16 protein-coding genes and 1 pseudogene are annotated in these 17,331 nt (G+C 66.5%); 11 read left to right on the top strand and 6 right to left on the bottom strand.

Annotation, left to right across the window (positions count from 1 at the left end):
• The first annotated feature begins 169 nt into the window (after positions 1–169).
• The 4 genes from G3N64_RS33530 to G3N64_RS33515 all read left to right on the top strand — a co-directional run bounded on the left by G3N64_RS33530 (position 170) and on the right by G3N64_RS33515 (position 4,470).
• A complete protein-coding gene (locus G3N64_RS33530) occupies positions 170–1,624 on the top strand; it encodes a M20 family metallopeptidase (protein ID WP_205787998.1) in 1,455 nt (484 codons plus the stop codon).
• A 78-nt stretch (positions 1,625–1,702) separates the two neighbouring features.
• Complete coding sequence (locus G3N64_RS33525; protein ID WP_205787997.1) at positions 1,703–2,812, top strand: malate/lactate/ureidoglycolate dehydrogenase; 1,110 nt, start codon at positions 1,703–1,705, stop codon at positions 2,810–2,812.
• Positions 2,809–3,579: a TfoX/Sxy family protein gene (locus G3N64_RS33520; RefSeq protein ID WP_205787996.1), complete on the top strand. Its 771-nt coding sequence runs from the start codon at positions 2,809–2,811 to the stop codon at positions 3,577–3,579. The genes G3N64_RS33525 and G3N64_RS33520 overlap by 4 nt, the downstream gene beginning before the upstream one ends.
• Positions 3,580–3,891: 312 nt before the next feature.
• Complete coding sequence (locus tag G3N64_RS33515) at positions 3,892–4,470, top strand: NnrU family protein (RefSeq protein WP_205787995.1); 579 nt, start codon at positions 3,892–3,894, stop codon at positions 4,468–4,470.
• 95 nt (positions 4,471–4,565) lie between these two features.
• Here G3N64_RS33515 and G3N64_RS33510 read toward each other — a convergent pair whose 3' ends face one another.
• Both G3N64_RS33510 and G3N64_RS33505 read right to left on the bottom strand, forming a co-directional pair.
• On the bottom strand, positions 4,566–5,945 hold the full coding sequence (locus G3N64_RS33510; protein WP_205787994.1) for an amino acid permease: 1,380 nt from the start codon (positions 5,943–5,945) through the stop codon (positions 4,566–4,568).
• A 294-nt stretch (positions 5,946–6,239) separates the two neighbouring features.
• Positions 6,240–6,977, bottom strand: coding sequence for a sulfite exporter TauE/SafE family protein (locus G3N64_RS33505; protein ID WP_205787993.1), 738 nt, complete (start codon positions 6,975–6,977; stop codon positions 6,240–6,242).
• A 916-nt stretch (positions 6,978–7,893) separates the two neighbouring features.
• Between G3N64_RS33505 and G3N64_RS33500 the strand changes: the two genes are divergently transcribed.
• Positions 7,894–8,808 carry a LysR family transcriptional regulator gene (locus G3N64_RS33500; RefSeq protein ID WP_205787992.1) on the top strand — a complete coding sequence of 305 codons (915 nt, stop codon included), beginning with the start codon at positions 7,894–7,896 and terminating at the stop codon, positions 8,806–8,808.
• A 334-nt stretch (positions 8,809–9,142) separates the two neighbouring features.
• Positions 9,143–9,337: pseudogene (locus G3N64_RS33495) on the top strand (LuxR C-terminal-related transcriptional regulator); the annotation flags it as partial.
• Between the two features lie 32 nt (positions 9,338–9,369).
• Here the strand turns inward: G3N64_RS33495 and G3N64_RS33490 are convergent.
• Positions 9,370–9,810 (bottom strand): thioesterase family protein, encoded by a 441-nt coding sequence (locus G3N64_RS33490; RefSeq protein WP_205787991.1) that lies wholly within the window; start codon positions 9,808–9,810, stop codon positions 9,370–9,372.
• A 206-nt stretch (positions 9,811–10,016) separates the two neighbouring features.
• On the opposite strand from G3N64_RS33490, the gene G3N64_RS33485 reads away from it, so the two are divergent.
• Genes G3N64_RS33485 through G3N64_RS33465 form a run of 5 tightly spaced genes read left to right on the top strand, consistent with a single transcriptional unit; the run spans position 10,017 to position 13,595 of the window.
• The gene (locus tag G3N64_RS33485; protein ID WP_205787990.1) at positions 10,017–11,123 is read left to right on the top strand and encodes a 3-deoxy-7-phosphoheptulonate synthase; all 1,107 of its coding nucleotides are present in this window, start codon (positions 10,017–10,019) and stop codon (positions 11,121–11,123) included.
• A gap of 11 nt (positions 11,124–11,134) precedes the next feature.
• Positions 11,135–12,394 (top strand): Rieske 2Fe-2S domain-containing protein, encoded by a 1,260-nt coding sequence (locus tag G3N64_RS33480; RefSeq protein ID WP_205787989.1) that lies wholly within the window; start codon positions 11,135–11,137, stop codon positions 12,392–12,394.
• Positions 12,395–12,922, top strand: coding sequence for an aromatic-ring-hydroxylating dioxygenase subunit beta (locus G3N64_RS33475; protein ID WP_205787988.1), 528 nt, complete (start codon positions 12,395–12,397; stop codon positions 12,920–12,922). It begins immediately after the preceding gene.
• 14 nt (positions 12,923–12,936) lie between these two features.
• Positions 12,937–13,287, top strand: a complete 351-nt coding sequence (locus tag G3N64_RS33470; RefSeq protein ID WP_205787987.1) for a non-heme iron oxygenase ferredoxin subunit — start codon at positions 12,937–12,939, stop codon at positions 13,285–13,287.
• Entirely contained in the window at positions 13,284–13,595 is a 312-nt protein-coding gene (locus G3N64_RS33465) for a DUF1330 domain-containing protein (protein WP_205787986.1), read from the top strand. The genes G3N64_RS33470 and G3N64_RS33465 overlap by 4 nt, the downstream gene beginning before the upstream one ends.
• A gap of 420 nt (positions 13,596–14,015) precedes the next feature.
• Here the strand turns inward: G3N64_RS33465 and G3N64_RS33460 are convergent, their stop codons facing one another.
• From G3N64_RS33460 to G3N64_RS33450, 3 genes are all read right to left on the bottom strand, one after another.
• Positions 14,016–15,554 (bottom strand): DHA2 family efflux MFS transporter permease subunit, encoded by a 1,539-nt coding sequence (locus tag G3N64_RS33460; protein ID WP_205787985.1) that lies wholly within the window; start codon positions 15,552–15,554, stop codon positions 14,016–14,018.
• Between the two features lie 2 nt (positions 15,555–15,556).
• Positions 15,557–16,756: an efflux RND transporter periplasmic adaptor subunit gene (locus G3N64_RS33455; protein WP_205787984.1), complete on the bottom strand. Its 1,200-nt coding sequence runs from the start codon at positions 16,754–16,756 to the stop codon at positions 15,557–15,559.
• On the bottom strand, positions 16,753–17,331 hold a 579-nt coding region (locus tag G3N64_RS33450), incomplete at its 5' end, for a TolC family protein (RefSeq protein WP_205787983.1). The genes G3N64_RS33455 and G3N64_RS33450, both read right to left, overlap by 4 nt.

Below are 17,331 nucleotides of genomic sequence, written 5' to 3'. Positions count from 1 at the left end.
CGGATGCGGGCGAACTGACGCAACGCCTGTGGCGCGACGCGCTGGCGTGCGCGGCGGGGCTGCGCGACGCGTTCCCGCAGGCGGTCTGAGCGCCCGGGAAGGGGGCGCCGGCGCGGGAGCATCGGCGTATCATCTGGGTTTTCGTCAGCCCGATCCAGGCACCCCCACCATGACCTCCGTCGACACGCCCCCCGTCCTCGACCATGACAAGCTCGTGACCTTCATCGAGCGCAAGTGGAACGATGAAATCCTCCACGCCCTGACCGACTACATCGCGATCCCCGCGAAGAGCCCCGCATTCGACCCCGACTGGGCGACGCGCGGCTATCTCGAGCGCGTCGTCACCGATGCCGCGCAGTGGGCCGAGCGGCAGCCGGTGAAGGGGCTGAAGCTCGAGATCGTGCGCTTGGCCGGCCGCACGCCGGTGATCTTCTTCGAATCGCCCGCCACGCGTTCGGGCAGCACCGACACGATCCTGCTGTACGGCCACCTCGACAAGCAGCCCGAATTCGACGGCTGGCGCGCGGACCTCGGCCCATGGACGCCGAAGTACGAGAACGGCAAGCTGTACGGCCGCGGCGGCGCCGACGACGGCTATGCGATCTACGCGAGCCTCGCCGCGCTCGGCGCGCTCGACGAGCAGGGCATCGAGCGGCCGCGCTGCGTCGGCCTGATCGAGACCTGCGAGGAATCGGGCAGCTACGACCTGCTGCCGTACGTCGACGCGCTGCGCGACCGGCTCGGCCAGGTATCGCTCGTCGTGTGCCTCGATTCGGGTGCTGGCAACTACGACCAGATGTGGCTCACCACGTCGCTGCGCGGGCTCGTGTCCGGCGACCTGCAGGTCGAGGTGCTCGAGGAAGGCGTGCACTCGGGCGTGTTCGGCGGCATCGCGCCGTCGAGCTTCCGCGTGATGCGCCAGCTGTTCGAGCGCCTCGAAGATGCGAAGAACGGCAACCTGCTGCCGGGCGTGTTCCATTGCGAGATTCCGGACAGCCGCGTGCGCGAAGCCGACGCGGCCGCTTCGATCCTCGGCGACGCCGTGTGGAAGGGGCTGCCGTGGGCGTGCGGCGCGGACGGCAAGCCGGTGCTGCCGACCACGACCGATCCGCGCGAAGCGCTGCTGAATTCGACGTGGCGTCCATCGCTGTCGGTCACCGGCGCGGCCGGCCTGCCGGCGCTTGCGGATGCGGGCAACGTGCTGCGTCCGCGCACCGCGTTCAAGCTGTCGCTGCGCCTGCCGCCGCTCGTCGACGCCGCGCAGGCCGTGCAGCAATTGAAGGAGCTGCTCGAACTCGATCCGCCGTACAACGCGAAGGTCACGTTCAAGCCGGACGCGGGCGCCGCGACGGGCTGGAGCGCGCCGGATCTCGCGCCGTGGCTCGCGTCGTCGCTCGATGCCGCGTCGCGCCGCCATTTTGGCGCCGACTGCGCGTACATGGGCCTCGGCGGCACGATCCCGCTGATGAACGTGCTGCAGGAAGGGTTCCCGTCCGCCCAGTTCATGGTGTGCGGCGTGCTCGGGCCGAAGTCGAACGCGCATGGCCCGAACGAATTCCTGCATGTGCCGTACGCGAAGAAGCTGACGGCGGCGGTCGCGGACGTGATCGCCACCGCGCGCTGATCGCCGTAACCGCAGTAACCGCCGTAACGTCCGACGTGCCGCTTGCCCGACCCGATCCGACCTGATGGAGTTTTGCCGATGACCGCACTGCCGACGCCCGAAGCCGAACCGCTGCGCATGCGCGCCGAACCGCTGCATGCATTCGTCGCGGCACTCTGGGAACGGGCGGGCAGCAGCGAGCGCGAGGCAAGGCTCGTTGCCGATCACCTGGTCGGCGCGAATCTCGCGGGCCACGATTCGCACGGGATCGGGATGATCCCGAACTACGTCGCGTCGTGGCGGGAAGGGCAGTTGCAACTGAACGGGCATGCGTCGATCGTCCGCGACGGCGGTGCGGTGCTGACGATCGACGGCGGGCGCGGCTTCGGCCAGGTGATCGCGTTCGAGGCGATGGTCGAAGGGATCGAGCGCGCGCGGCGCATGGGCATCTGCGCGATCGGGCTGCGCGACGTGCATCATCTCGGCCGCATCGGGCACTGGGCCGAGCAGTGCGCTCGCTCGGGGCTCGTGTCGTTCCATTTCGTCAACGTGCCGGGCGACCTGCTGGTCGCGCCGCTGCACGGCACCGATCCGCGCTTCGGCACGAACCCGTTCTGCGCCGCGTATCCGCGTGCGGGCCGGCCGCCGCTGCTGCTCGATTTTGCGACGAGCGCGATCGCATACGGCAAGACGCGCGTCGCGTACAACCAGGGCAAGCGCGTGCCGGCCGGGTCGCTGATCGACCATCGCGGCCAGCCGACCGACGATCCGGCCGTGATGCACGAGCAGCCGTTCGGTGCGCTGCTGCCGTTCGGGCTGCACAAGGGGTACGCGCTGGCGGCGATGTGCGAGATTTTCGGCGGCGCGCTCGTCGGCGGGCATACGACCTACGGCGACACGCTGCAGAAGACGAGCGCGATCGTCAACGGGATGTTGTCGGTGCTGATCGATCCGAACGCGTTCGATGCGGCCGACGCGGAGCGCGAAGCCGATGCGTTCGTCGCATGGGCGAAGGCGTCGCCGCAGGCCGGCGAAGCGCCGGTGCAGGTGCCCGGCGAACCGGAAGAGGCCAGCCGCGCGGCGCGCGGTGCCGGCGGCATTCCGGTCGACCGTGCGACGTGGCGGCAGATTCGCGAGAGCGCGGCGGCGGTCGGTTTCGACGATGCGGCGCTCGATGCGTGGACGCAGCGCTGCACGGAGCGCGCATGAGCTGGCAGTCGGAGAAGGCGCACGGCGAGGAGATCGCGTATCAGCTCGCGCCGCTTGGCAGGGTCACGGTCGTGCGGTTCTTCAGCGGTGCGGCGATGCGGCTCGACGGCGTGATGTTCGGCTTCATGTCGCGCGGGTCGCTGTTCCTGCGCGTGGATGACGTGAACCGTCCGGCGTTCGTCGCGGCGGGGATGGGGCCGTTCTCGTACGAGCGGCCCACGCGCACGGTTTCGCTCGACGGCTATTACGAGACGCCGGCCGACGTGCTCGAGGATGCGGGCGCGCTGTTCGACTGGTGCCGCAGCGCGTATCGCGCGGCGTTGCTGGCGGGGCCGCCGAAGCGCAAGGCGAAGGCGGTGGTGAAGCCGCTGGCGGAAGGGAGCGCGGCGGCGAAGCGGACTGAAAAGCCGGTTGCGACACCGGCGTCCAAGCAAGCACCCAAGCAAGCGGCGAAACTGCCGGCAAAGCGGACAGCGAAACCAGCGGTCAAGCCGGACGTGAAACCAGTGGCGAAACCAACTGCGAAACTGGTGGCGAAACAGGCAGCGAAACAGGCAGCGAAACAGGCAGCGAAACAGGCAGCGAAACAGGCAGCGAAACAGGCAGAAAAACCGGCGACGAAACCAGCGACGAAACCGGCGACGAAACCGGCGACGAAACCGGCGACGAAACCGGCGACGAAACCGGCGACGAAACCAGTGACGAAACCGGCGGCAAAACCAGCAGCGAAGGCAGCGAAACCACCGGCGAAGCGAAAGCAAACTTGATACCGGTCGAGCGAAGCACCAGCTTCGCGAATTTCGCTTTCCTTTCTATCGATCTCAAACGGATCCGGGCGATTCGCGTGGCGCGCGCCACGTGGTACCCGGCGGCATGCCCGCACAGGTGCGCAAAAGCCCCCGCCTTACCGCACCGCACATCCCCCATGCTTCACAACGGCGGCCCCGGCGTTTATGATCGGCGCGGGTTGCAACCGTGCCTGGCGCGCCCCGCACCGGCCTCGCCGCCGGCCCCGCGAACGGCGCATCGGTTGCCACGTGGGACGCTTCCCCACTCATCGTTCCAGACGGAGATAGCCGATGCTCGTCCTGATTCTCGGTTTAGCGATCTTCCTCGGTGTGCACTCGATCCGGATCGTCGCGGACGGCTGGCGGTCGGCGACGATCGCGCGGCTCGGCGAGAAACGCTGGAAGGGCCCCTATGCGATCGCGTCGATCGTCGGCTTCGTGCTGATCATCTGGGGTTACGGCATGGCGCGCCAGGGGGTGACGCTGCTGTGGGTGTCGCCCGTCGGCGTGCGCCACCTCACCGGCATGCTGACCGCGATTGCATTCGTGCTGATCGCCGCCTCCTACGTGCCCGGCAACCGCATCAAGACGCTCGTCGGCCATCCGATGGTGGCCGGCGTGGCGGTATGGGCGATCGCGCACCTGCTCGCGAACGGCACGCTGCATGCCGTCGTGCTGTTCGGCGCATTCTTCGTGTGGTCGCTCGTCGATTTCGTCGTGTGGCGCGCGCGTGACCGCCGCGACGGCGTTCGCTATCCGGCGGGCAGGCTGTCGGGCGACGTCGTGGCGATCGTAGCCGGGCTCGTCGTGTGGGCCGTCTTCGCGCTGTTCCTGCACGGCTGGCTGATCGGCGTGCGGCCGTTCGGCTGACCGATTGAGCGACTGATGAGCGACTGATGAGCGACTGATGAGCGACTGATGAGCGGCGGCCGGCCGGCGCGCCGCTCGCTCACCGAGGGCAACGGTCAGCGCAGCTTCGCAGTGGCCGCGTCGCCGAGTTGCGCCGGTTTGCGGCGCAGGAAATACGCGGCGACGATCGCGAGCGCCGTCGATACCGTGAACCAGAACTGGAAGCGCGAATCCGGGTTGAATGCCTGCGAGCCGAGCACGGCGACGAGCGCCAGCAGCGCAATCCAGTTCGACACCGGATAGAACCACGCGCGGAACGCCGCCGGGTCGCGTTGCGCGTGCTTCGTCTGCCGGCGCATCGCGAAGTGCGCGACGATGATGAAGATCCACACGATCATCACGAACGCGCCACTGCTCTTCGCGAGCATCAGGAACAGGTCGCCGCCGCTCGCGAAGTGAATGCCGAGGATCGACACGCAGATCGCAAGACACAGCACCAGCGCGTTCATCGGCACGCCTTTCGCGTTGGTGCGGCCGAACATCGCGGGCGCGTGGCCGCGCTGGCTGAGCGAGAACAGCATGCGCGAGTTCGAGAACAGGAATGAGTTCATCACCGACATGAACGACACGAACAGCACGATCTTCATCGCGACGGCTGCGCCCGTGAAGCCTGCCAGGTTGAACAGCGACACGTACGGCGATTTCAGGTTGGCCTTGTCGGTCCACGGCATGCACAGGATCAGGATCGACACCGAGCCGACGTAGAACACCGTCACGCGCACGATCACGCTCTTGATCGCACGGATCACGTTCTTGCTCGGATTCTCGGATTCGCCCGCTGCAACGGCCGCGATTTCGCTGCCGCCGAGCGAGAAGATCACGACCATCACGCCGGCGAGCACGGGCGAAATGCCGTTCGGCATGAAGCCGCCGTGATCGGTGAGGTTCACGAGCCCGGGCGCGGGAATGCGCGGCTGGAAGCCGAGCAGGATCGATGCGCCGAGCGCCATGAAGACGATGATCGTCGCGACCTTCGCGAACGACAGCCAGTATTCGGCTTCCCCGAACGATCGTACCGAATAGGCGTTGCTCGCGATCAGCGTGACGAGCATGAACAGCGCGCCGCCCCACACGGGCAGCCACGGCAGGAAATCGTGGAGGATCGCGCCGAGCAGGATCGCCTCGACGGTGATCGTCATCATCGACTTGAACCAGTACAGCCAGCCGACCGCGAAGCCGGCCCATTCGCCGAGATAGCTGCTCGCGTAGGTGGAGAACGACCCGCTGTCGGGGTTGCGGGAGGCCATTTCGCCGAGCATGAACATGACCAGCGTGACGATCACGCCGCCGATCAGGTACGACAGGATCGCCGCGGGGCCGGCTGTCGCGATGATGGCGCCGGAGCCGACGAACAGGCCCGCGCCGATCACGCCGCCAAGCGCGATCATCGTGATGTGCCGTTGCTTGAGGCTTTGCCTCAACGAGTTGTCCTGCATCTCCTACCTCTTGTTATTGTGAGCCGGGAACGCATCGGGCCGCGTGACGGCAGGTGTTCTGCCGCAGCCTGGGGGCGCCGATGTCGAGGGCGCGTGTGTGACGCGATGTGCCGGGCCGCCGGCAGTGAATCGGAATGGCGGCCGCGAAGTGCCGGTCGGTGCCCGCGAGAGGGCGATGACGACGACAACCCCCGGATTGTGGGTGGACACCGCCGTCACGGCAAACGAGATATACGAAAGACGTCTTGCGGTTTGCTCATCAATTGCCGCAGCGGCGGCAGGCGTGTGCGTTCGTCAGATCGGCTTGACGAACAACCCGACGGTCAGCACCGCGCCGATGCAGACGATTCCGATCCGCAGCACGCGTTCGTTCACGCGATGCAGCGCCCACGTGCCGAGCAGCCCGCCGACGATCGCGCCGCCGCCGAGTGCGAGCGCCTTGCCCCAGTGCAGGTGCGGCGACGTCAGGAACAGCACGACGGCCGATGCGTTCATCACGCCCGCGAGCGCGTTCTTCGTCGACATCGCATGACGTGGCGACAGGCCGGCCATCGTCAGCACGGCCATCATCAGGAAGCCGAGCCCGCCGCCGAAGTAGCCGCCGTAGATCGCGATCATGAACTGCGAGAGCGCAGTGGGGACGGTGCCGAGGTGGACCGAGCCTTCGCCCGGCTTGCGGAAAAAGCTGCCCCACGCGAACACGATCGTTGCGAACAGCACGAGCCACGGCACGAGGCGCGAGAAGATCGACGACGGGGTCTTCAGCAACAGCAGCCCGCCGAGCGCGCCGCCGACCACGCTGATGAAGAACAGCGCGCGAAACGACAGCTTGCCCACGCCGCGCACCATGTTGCGGCTCGCCCAGCCGGTCGTGACCTGCGCGGGAAACAGCGCGACCGTCGACGTGATGTTTGCCGCGAGCGGCGACATGCCCGACACGATCAGCGCGGGCAGCGTGACGAACGAGCCGCCGCCCGCAAGGGTGTTCTGCAGTCCGGCCCACAGGCCGGCGAGGATGACGAGTGCGAGCATGGATGCGGGAGCGGGGAAGTGGCTGGGCTGGCTTGCGGCAAGCGGGCAAACACGGCGGACGCACGATGGTAATGCAGGATCGGGTTTGCAGGGAACGGGTGCCGGGACGGCGTCGCCGCCGCGCGGCACGGCGTGCCGTTGGACGCATGGACGCATGGACGTGCGGCCGTGGCCGTCCGCCGGATCGACGTGCGAAACGAGAAACCTGCGAAGCGGTTTCAGGTTTCACGCGCACGCCGCTCCTTCGGCTACTTCGCGCCGGCCGTATTTTCGTGAAATGGCGCTCGAGTCGCGAAAGGGGCGAGCCGGGCAATCAATCGGTTTTCCCGGGATTGCGGAAAGACATGCGTGAATCTACCGATCGGGAATTGTTCTGTGAAATGATTGACCGTTAAAGCAGAATGTCGGTGTGAAAGTCAATAGAAGAGTTTAAAAGTTCTGTCACTCAGTCCGATGCGCAGAACGCGCCGTACCTTGCGTGGAAACCGTGCCGGCGGGCGGCCGTGCAGTGTCTGGTGAGGCCGGCGCAGGCTTGCTGCGGCGGGCTTTGCTTCGTCGGCCGGCCGGTTTGCGTGCGCGATGCACGGACCGACGCAATGGAATCGGTTTGTTTTATTGTTCATTGGGGCGCATCGTTTCATTTAAACCGCGTGCGCATCAGGTCGGGTTGCGATTTGTTTCAGCGCGGTGCACAATCATTCACAAGTGCAATAAATCCGTATCGGATTTTCTCAGCGGCAGAAATTCTCCCTGCCATTCACGGCACGCCTCTCAGGCGGACGCATGATCGTGCGTCAGGCTCGGCGGCGCGACTGCCGATTTCCGGTATATCGCGAATCACGGAGCACCTGCGCTCGAGGCACGATGCCGTTGGCCCATCGGCCGGCCGGTCCCGACAGTACAGCATGGGCGCATCATGGCGACTTCCATCGACCTCAATCTTCTTGTCGTTCTGGACGCATTGCTGTCCGAGAACAGCGTAGTGGGCGCGGCCAACGCCCTCGGCCTCAGCCCGTCCGCACTCAGCCGCTCGCTCGCGCGGTTGCGGGTGATGACGGGCGACCCGTTGCTGGTGCGGGCTGGTCGGGATCTCGTCCCGACCCCGCGCGCGCTCGAGTTGCGCGACAGGGTGCATGCGCTCGTCGTGGAGGCGCAATCCGTCATGTGCCCGTGCGAACGGGTCGACATGAGTACGCTCAAGCGCACGTTTTCGATTCGCGCGAACGAGGCGTTCGTCGAGACGTTCGCGCCGGCGCTGCTCGAGCACGCGTCGCGCACGGCACCCGACGTGCGGCTGCGCTTCGCACCCAAACCCAACAAGCATGTCGATGCGCTGCGCAACGGCGACATCGATCTCGAAGTCGGCGTGATCGGCCAGGCCGGCCCCGAGTTGCGCGTGCAGGCGCTGTTTCGCGACCGCTTCATCGGCGCGGTCCGCGCGGATCATCCGCTGGCGTCCGGCGAAATGACGCCGGAGCGCTTCGCGTCGTTTCCGCAGGTGGGCGTGTCGCGCCGCGGGCAGTTCAACGGCCCGATCGATACGCTGCTCGATTCCCTCGGCATCGCGCGCTCGGTGACCACCGTCGTGTCGAGCTTCCCGACCGCGCTGTCGCTCGCGCGCGGCTCGGACTTCGTCGCCAGCGTGCCGGAGCGGCAGACCGAGCGGTCCCGCGCCGGCATGCACAGCTTCACGCTGCCGGTGCCGATCGCAGACCTGACCGTTTCCCAGATCTGGCACCCGCGTTTCGATCGCGACCCCGCACATCGATGGCTGCGCGATTGCGTGCGCAATATCTGTGCACCACGCGTTGCCGATGCGAACGCACGCTAGTTTCGTGGCTGTTTCGACGTGACGCGTCATGCAAGTATTGTGGCGTGCGTCAACGTCATTGATACATTGCGTTTCATGCATCTTCCGAAGCGTAAATCGATTCGGTATGCTCGATTCTGTTTCGACAACACCGGAGATAATGGGTAGGACATTTGTTGTTTTTGAATTCGCCGAACATTCGTGACGCCTTTAAATAATAAATATCCAATCCGAGGGGTATGTGAATTGAGGTGAACATTGGAAATCGTGAATCTGAAATATTGGCGTCTTATTATGGATGGAGAAACGAATGGTTCAGTGTGCGGCGAATATCGCGACTCCCGATGATGTCACGCTGAGTATGCGCGAATGCGAGGTATTGCGATGGGCGGCGGAGGGAAAGACCGCGTATGAGATCGGCATCATTCTCGGCTTGACCGAGCGGACGATCAATTTCCATATTTCTAGATCGATTTTGAAGCTCAACGCGTCCAACAAGACCAATGCGGTCGTGAAGGCCGTGTTGATGGGCCTGATCGTGTTTGCATGAACGGTACCGGGGCGTTCGCCCCGGTTGCGACATCAGATGGCGCCCTGGAACGACAGCACGCGCGTCCTGAACTCTTCCGGCACCGGCACCGTGGTCTTGCTGCCATAGTCGAACATCACGTGTGTGGACACGGCCCGCGCGACCACCGCCTGATCGTCGTCCGAATCCTCGCTGGCCGCCTGCGCGTCGCGCACCATCAGGTATTCCAGTTCGAAGCTCTTCGAGCCGAAGCGCGTGACGCTGCTGCGGACCGTGATCGTATCGCCGTACTGCGCGGGTTTCAGATACTCGCACGACGTCTTGACCATGATGTGCGGCAGCTTTTCCGAATAGGGCAGTTCGAGCAGATCGTGCATGTAGGTCAGGTATGCATGCTGCAGATAATCGTAATAGACCGGGCTGCTCACATGGCCCATTGCGTCCGTCTCCCGATATTTCACGTCGATTCGCGTTTCAAAATATTTTCTTGTCATTGCGAGGCTCCTTGGCAGAACGGCAGGTGAGAACGTGTTTGTTCAGGAGTTAAGTTAGACGCGATCCGCATATTGGAATACTGTCGGAAATCACAGATATTCACTATGCGAAATGCTTCTGAGATAAATGACAGTATCACCCTGGATTTGACCGCGCTCTAATTGCCTCGTAAATCGGCATCCGATCAGCGAGAGTGGAGTGATAAATGGAAAAATCCGTTGAGGCAGCGTTGACGCAAGGCGTGGCGGTGATCAGTGCGCAGGGGTTGCGCGCCGAGTTGCCATGCGACCCCGGCCTGGCACGCTCGATCGGCGATGCACGGCGTGCATTGGCGCAGATCATCGCGGGCGAGGACGACCGGCTTGCGTTGATCGTCGGCCCGTGTTCGATCCATGACGCGGAAGCCGCGCTGGCGTTCGCGCGCCGGCTCGCGCCGCTGCGCGAGCGGTACGCCGATGTGCTCGAGATCGTGATGCGCGTCTATTTCGAAAAGCCGCGCACCACGGTCGGCTGGAAAGGACTGTTGAACGATCCGTATCTCGACGGCAGTTTCCGGATCGAGGACGGCCTGCGCGTGGCGCGCAAGGTGCTGCTCGGCATCAATGCGCTGGGCCTGCCGGCCGCGACGGAGTTTCTCGATCCGATGACTGCACCGTATCTCGACGACCTCGTATCCTGGGGCGCGATCGGCGCCCGGACGACCGAATCGCAGATCCATCGCCAGGCGGCATCGGGGCTCGACCTGCCGGTCGGCTTCAAGAACGGTACCGACGGCAACGTGAAGGTCGCGATCGATGCGATCCGCGCGTCGCGCGTTTCGCACTGCTACCTGAGATCGTCCATTTCCGGCGGCGTGGAAATTGCGACCACGCCCGGCAATCCCGACACGCATGTCGTCCTGCGCGGCGGCAAGACCCCGAACTACGACGCCGCGAGCGTTGCGGCAGCCTGCGCCGCGCTGCGCGACGCGCATCTCCCCCCGTATGTCGTGATCGACGCGAGCCACGGCAACAGCGGCAAGCAGACGCGCGCGCAGATCGACGTCTGCGGCAATCTCGCCGCGCAACTGCATCGCGGCGAGCGCGCCATCGTGGGCGTGATGATCGAGTCGTTCCTCGTCGAGGGACGGCAGGACGTGGTGCCGGGCACGCCGCCGGTGTTCGGCCAAAGCATTACCGACGCATGTCTCGGCTGGGATCACACGGCCGAGCTCGTCGAGCAGTTGGCTGCCGCGGTGGTTGCGCGGCGGCGTTCGCCAGCCGGCTTCATCGCGCACGGCGCCGCCGTCGCGATGCAGGCCGTTTCTTACTGAAAGGAGCTCTCTTGAACTCACCCATCGACATCGCCCGCGCGCTCGACTGGAAAGGCGACGGCGCCAGCCGCACGCCGTACGAGGCGTACACGAGTGAAGCGCTGTATCAGCGCGAACTCGAGCGCCTGTTCTACGCGAATCACTGGTGCTACATCGGCCTCGAAGCCGAAGTGCCGTCTCCCGGCGATTTCCAGCGCACGGAAGTCGGCGAGCGTTCCGTCGTGATGACGCGCACGGAGGACGGCGAAGTCGTCGTCTTCGAAAATGCGTGTGCGCACCGCGGCATGCAGTTTTGCCGCGAACGTTCGGGGAAAGCCAAGGATTTCCACTGCCCTTATCACCAGTGGAACTACGACCTGAAGGGCAACCTGATCGGCGTGCCGTTCCGGCGCGGCGTGCGTCAGGGCGGCACGATCAACGGCGGCATGCCGGCGGATTTCGATCCGGGCAAGCATGCGTTGCGGCGCCTGCGCGTGTCGACGCGCGGCGGCGCGGTGTTCGCGTCGTTCGACGAGAATGTCGAATCGTTCGAGGATTTCCTCGGGCCGAACATTCTGCCTTACTACGATCGCCTGTTCCACGGCCCGAAGCTGACCGTGCTCGGCTACACGCGGCAGCGCGTGCCGAGCAACTGGAAGCTGATGGTCGAGAACATCAAGGATCCGTATCACGCAGGGCTGCTGCATACGTGGTTCGTCAATTTCGGCCTGTGGCGCGCGGACAATCCCGCGAAGCTCGTGACCGACGCCCATCACCGGCACGGCGCGATGGTGTCGATCCGCAGCGGGGGCGGCGGCGGCGAGGTGACCCACAACGTGACGAGCTTCAAGGAGCGCATGACGCTGAACGACGATCGCTTCCTCGATGTCGTGCACGAGCCGTGGTGGGGCGATCCGACCGTCGTGATGCTCACGCTGATGCCGAGCGTCATCATCCAGCAGCAGGTGAATGCGCTGTCGACGCGGCGCATCCGGCCGATCAGCCCCGGCGTGTTCGACTACGTGTGGACGCACTTCGGCTTCGAGACCGACACCGAAGAAATGACGCGGCGCCGTCTGCGCCAGGCCAACCTGTTCGGGCCGGCAGGCTTCGTGTCGGCGGACGATGGCGAGGTCATCGAATGCGTACAGCAGAGCTTCGAGCAGATCCAGCACGGCAACGTCTACAACGAACTCGGCGGCCGGCAGGTCGACGAGCAAACCGACCATATGGTCAGTGAAACGCTGGTGCGCGGCATGTACCAGTATTGGCGCCAAGTGATGGAGGCCTGAATGAGCACGATCACGACACGAACGGGCCGGCCGGCCGCCGAGCCGCACCTGGGCGGCGCGAGCTTCGAGGATTTCTATGCGCTCGTCCAGCTCAATGCACGGTATGCGGCCGTGCTCGACGGCGGCGACTGGGACGCATGGCCGGAATTCTTCGTCGAGCAATGCCGGTACACGGTGGTGCCGCGCGAGAACCACGAGCGCAACCTGCCGCTCGCGGTGATGGACTTCGAGAGCAAGGGCATGCTGAAGGATCGCGTCTACGGGATCAAGGAGACGCTGTTCTTCGATCCGTACTACCAGCGCCACGTGATCGGGCTGCCGCTCGTCACGTATCTCGACGACACGGTGATCGAGGCGGAGACGAACTACGCGGTGCTGCGCACGAAGACCGAGCAGATGAGCGACGTCTACAACACCGGGCGCTACCTGGACCGGATCGTGCGTACGCCGCAGGGGCTGCGTTTCGAGTCGCGCATCTGCGTCTACGACAGCGAGATGATTCCGAACTCGCTGATTTTCCCGGTTTGAGCGAGGTGCCGAAAGTGACTACGAATTGGATCGACGCGGTTGCGCCGGAAGCGGTGCGTACCGATGGAATACTCGGCGTCTGGGTGGGCGGCCGCGACATCGCGCTGTATGCGGTCGGCGACGAGATCTTCGCGACCGAGAACCAGTGCACGCACGGCGACGCGCGGCTGAGCGACGGTTTCCTGCTCGACGACGAGATCGAGTGCCCGCTGCATCAGGGGCGCTTCAGCGTGCGGACGGGCATTGCGCTGTGCGCGCCGCTGACGACGTGCGTGCGCACCTATCCGGTGAAGATCGAGAACGGCCGCGTGTTCGTGCAGCTCGCGGCGGCCGATGCAGTGGCGCCGGCGGAGGTGCGGTCATGAGCGCGTACGTGGTGTTCGATATCGACGTGCACGACGCCGACGCATACCAGGCGTACCGCCGGCTCGGCGCGCCGACGGTGGCCGCGTACGGCGGGCGCTTCCTGGTGCGCGGCGTCGAAGTCGAAACGCTGGAAGGAGACTGGGCGCCGAAGCGCGTCGTCGTGCTCGAATTCGAGTCGGCGGAGCGCGCCCGCGAGTGGTATCGGTCCGAGGGCTATCAGGCGGCGAAGCTGCTGCGCGAGCCGGCCGCCCGGACGACCGGTATCCTGGCCGAAGGATACGTGCCGGTCGCCAGCGATCCGCGCTGAGCGGTGAAGGTCGAGGGGCTCCGCGCCGGGTTGTTCGGCGCGGAGCCCCTTTTTTCGTTCAGGCGTGCTGTCGAGCGGGAGCGGCGGCGTTGGTTCGTCGGCGATGGCGATGCGATCCGGCGGATACCCGAGCCGCCTGTTGCCTGTCGCCTGCCGGCGGGCCGGCTACCGGGTCGGTCGCGCCAGCCGCGTGTGACGGGTTTCGGATATTTCCCCCCGCGCGTTTCGCCGATGCCGTTGCCCGATGCACGCAGCGGTTGCGCATGCGCGGGCGCGTTTGACGGTGCGGGAGGGGTGTCAAGGCGTTGACGTGATCGAACGTCGCTCCGGCTGCGGCACGCGTGCGTCGAGGTGGCCGGAGCTGAACGTATTGCGGACGGCGCGAGCCACGGCCGCCGGCCGTGGCTCATGCGTCATGCGTCATGCGTGGCGGTAGCGGATCGACCAGACCGTCAGCAGCGTTGCGCCGAACAGCAGCAGGCAGCCGAACGAAAAGTCGTTCAGCGCGAGCATGTGCGCTTCGATGTCGATCGTGTGCGCGACGGATGCAAGCGCACCGGACGGCGACAGTCCCGCATGATCGAGCCGCGCGAACCAGTCGCCGGACGCGAAATCGTACGGCGTGATGTGGTCGACGAGATAGGTATTGTGCACGCGGGAACGGCGCTCGAAGTAAGTCGGCGCGACCGACGTCGCAACGCTGGTGCCGATCCGTCGCAGTGCGTTCTGCAGCCCGGATGCCGCGGGCAGCCGCTCGCGGGGCAGCCCGGCGAGCGAAAGCGACACCAGCGGCGTGATGAAGAACGCGGTGGCGGCGCCCATCAGCAGCGAATTGGCGGCGATGTCGCCGAGGGTCACGTCGGTGTTGAAATGCATGCGCCAGAACGATGCGGCGCCCCAGCCGACGAGTGCGACGGTGGCAAGCAGGCGCGGGTCGGTGCGGCCCTGGAAGCGGCCGAGCAGCGGCGCGATCACGATCCCCGCGACGCCGAGCGGCGCGGTGGCGATGCCGGCCCAGGTGGCCGTGTAGCCCTGCTGGGTCTGCAGCCACAGCGGCACGAGCACCAGCGCGCCAAAGTAGAGCCCGAAGCCGACCGTGATCGCGAGCGTGCTCGTCGTGAAGTTGCGGTCCGCGAACAGCCGCAGGTCGACGATCGGATGGTCGTCGGTCAGCTCCCAGAGGATCAGCGCGATGAACGACACGATCGCCACGACCGCCAGCCCGCGAATTTCGTCGGAGGCGAACCAGTCGAGGTTCTGGCCGCGATCGAGCAGCAGCTGGAACGAACCGAACGCGGCGGTGAGCAGCAGCAGCCCGACGACATCGACCGGCAGGCGCCGCGTCGCGTTGTCGCGACCCGCCAGCAGCCGCGCGAGTACACCCAGCACGAGCAGGCCCGGCGGTACGTTCACGTAGAAGATGTACGGCCAGCTCAGGTTGTCGGTGATCCAGCCGCCGGCGATCGGCCCGAGTACCGGTGCAACGAACGTCGTGGTCTGCCACACGGCCAGCGCGACGTGGCGGCGCGTCGACGGGAACACCGCCATCAGCAGCGCCTGGGACAGCGCGGTGATCGGGCCCGACGCGGCGCCCTGAAGCGCGCGAAACAGCAGCAGCGACTCGAAGTTCGGCGCCATCCCGCACAGGACCGACGTGAGCACGAAGAGCAGCACCGACAGGCGGAACAGCCGCACCTGGCCAAAGCGCTGCGTGAGCCAGCCGGTGAGCGGCAGCGTGATCGCGAGCGGCGTCGCGAACGAGGTCAGCATCCAGGTGCCCATGTCGGGCGCGACGCCGAGATCGCCCGCGATGGTCGGGACGGCGACGTTCGCGATCGTCAGGTCGAGAGTCTGCATGAAATTCGCGACGCTGACCGCGATCGCGACGAGCGCCAGCGGCATGCCGGCGAGCGGCTCGAGCGGCAGTTTCGGCGCCGCATTCCGGGCGAAAAGGCGCATCGTCAGGCTCCCGGTGCGAGCGGGCGCACGCCGCTGTTCGCGCGAATCGTCTCGGCGACGAGCGCGTTGCCCGCTTCGTCGTCCTCACGGTAGATCGACGTGGCGTCGATCGACCTGCGCACCTCGGGCGGACGGGCGGTCGGCGACGCCGATGCGGTGCCGCGGCCGTGTTCGACCGGCACCGATGCCGTCATCGACAGGCCGATGCGCAGCGGGTGTGCGCGCAGCTCGGCGGGATCGAGTGCGATCCGGACCGGCACGCGCTGAACGACCTTGATCCAGTTGCCGGTCGCGTTCTGTGCGGGCACGGCCGCGAAGGCGGCGCCCGTGCCGGCTTCGAGCCCGACGACGCGCCCGTGGAATACCACGTCGCTGCCGTACAGGTCCGAGAACAGCTCGACCGGCTGCCCGGCGCGCATGCCGCGCAGCTGCGATTCCTTGAAGTTGGCTTCGACCCACACGTGATCGAGCGGCACGAGCGCCATCGACGGCGTGCCGGGCGAGACGTGCTGGCCGACCTGCACGACCCGGCGCGTGACGAGCCCGCCGAGCGGCGCGCGGATTTCGGTGCGGCGCAGCGCCAGCGCCGCGCTGCGGACCCGGGACGCCGCCGCGCGCACGAGCGGGTTCGTGTCGATCGACGTGCCGTCGGTGTGCGCGAGCGTCGCGTCGTAGGCGGCCTGCTGCGCGTTCAGCGCGGCCGCTGCGCCGTCCATCGCATCCCGCGCATGGCGAAGATCCTCGCGCGACACGCCGCCGTCCTGTGCGAGGCTCTGCCGGCGCTGCAGATCGTCATTCGCCTTGGACAATTCGGCACGCCGCAGCTGGATCTGCGCTTCCTCGCGCGCCGCGTCTGCATGGGCGGTGCGGTATTCGCGCACCGCGTGGGCGAGCTGGGCGACCGCTTCGTCCAGCGCGAGCCGCGCATCGGTCTTGTCGACGCTGAAGAGCAGGTCGCCCGGACCGACCCAGTCGGCGTTCTGCACGCGCACGGCGTCGACGGTGCCGCCGATCTGCGGCGAGATCTGCACGACGTCGCCGGACACGTAAGCATCGTCGGTCGTCTCGGTGCCGCGCGTGGTGGCCCACGCGACGACGCCGATGCCGGCGGCGCCGGCGAGTGCGATGAAGAACCAGCGGAAGTAGCGCCGGCGCGCGCGTTGCAGCGACGGCTCGGCGGCGGGGGATTCGGGACGGTTCATTGCGTGACTCCAGTGGAAGTGGTGCCGCCGAGCGCGGCGATCAGGCGGGCGTGCTCGATCGCGAACGACGCGTCCGCATGGGCGACCGATGCGCGATCCTCGAGCAGCCGGCCTTCGGCGAGCAGGACGTCGAGGTAGCCGGAAATGCCTTTCCGGTAGCGCTGCGTTTCGACGGTGTAGGTCTGTTGCGCGCGCGACAGCGCCTCGCGCTGAAGCGCGCGCTGCCGGCCGAGCGTGTCGATCTGGACGAGGGTGTCGCTGACCTGCGCAAGCGCGTTGACGACCGTGTCGTCGTACACCGCGACGGCGGCGTTGTAGGCCGCGGTTTGCGCGCGCAGGCCGGCCCGCAGCCGGCCACCCTCGAAAATCGGCAGCGTGATCGCGGGGCCTGCGCCGAACGTGCCGCTGTTGCCGTGGAACAGCGCGCGGAAGCCGAAGCTCTGCACGCCGGCGAAGGCCATCAGGTTGACGTCCGGATAGAACGCGGCGCGCGCCGCGTCGATGTTCGCCGCTTCGGCTTCGACCTGGTAGCGCGCGGCCAGTACGTCCGGCCGGCGGCCGATCAGCGCCGCGGG

The organism is Burkholderia sp. Ac-20344, from assembly GCF_017104975.1.
Taxonomy (GTDB): Bacteria; Pseudomonadota; Gammaproteobacteria; order Burkholderiales; family Burkholderiaceae; genus Burkholderia.
Note: the sequence above shows the minus strand (reverse complement) of the source record. Positions and strands in the feature narration are given on the sequence as shown.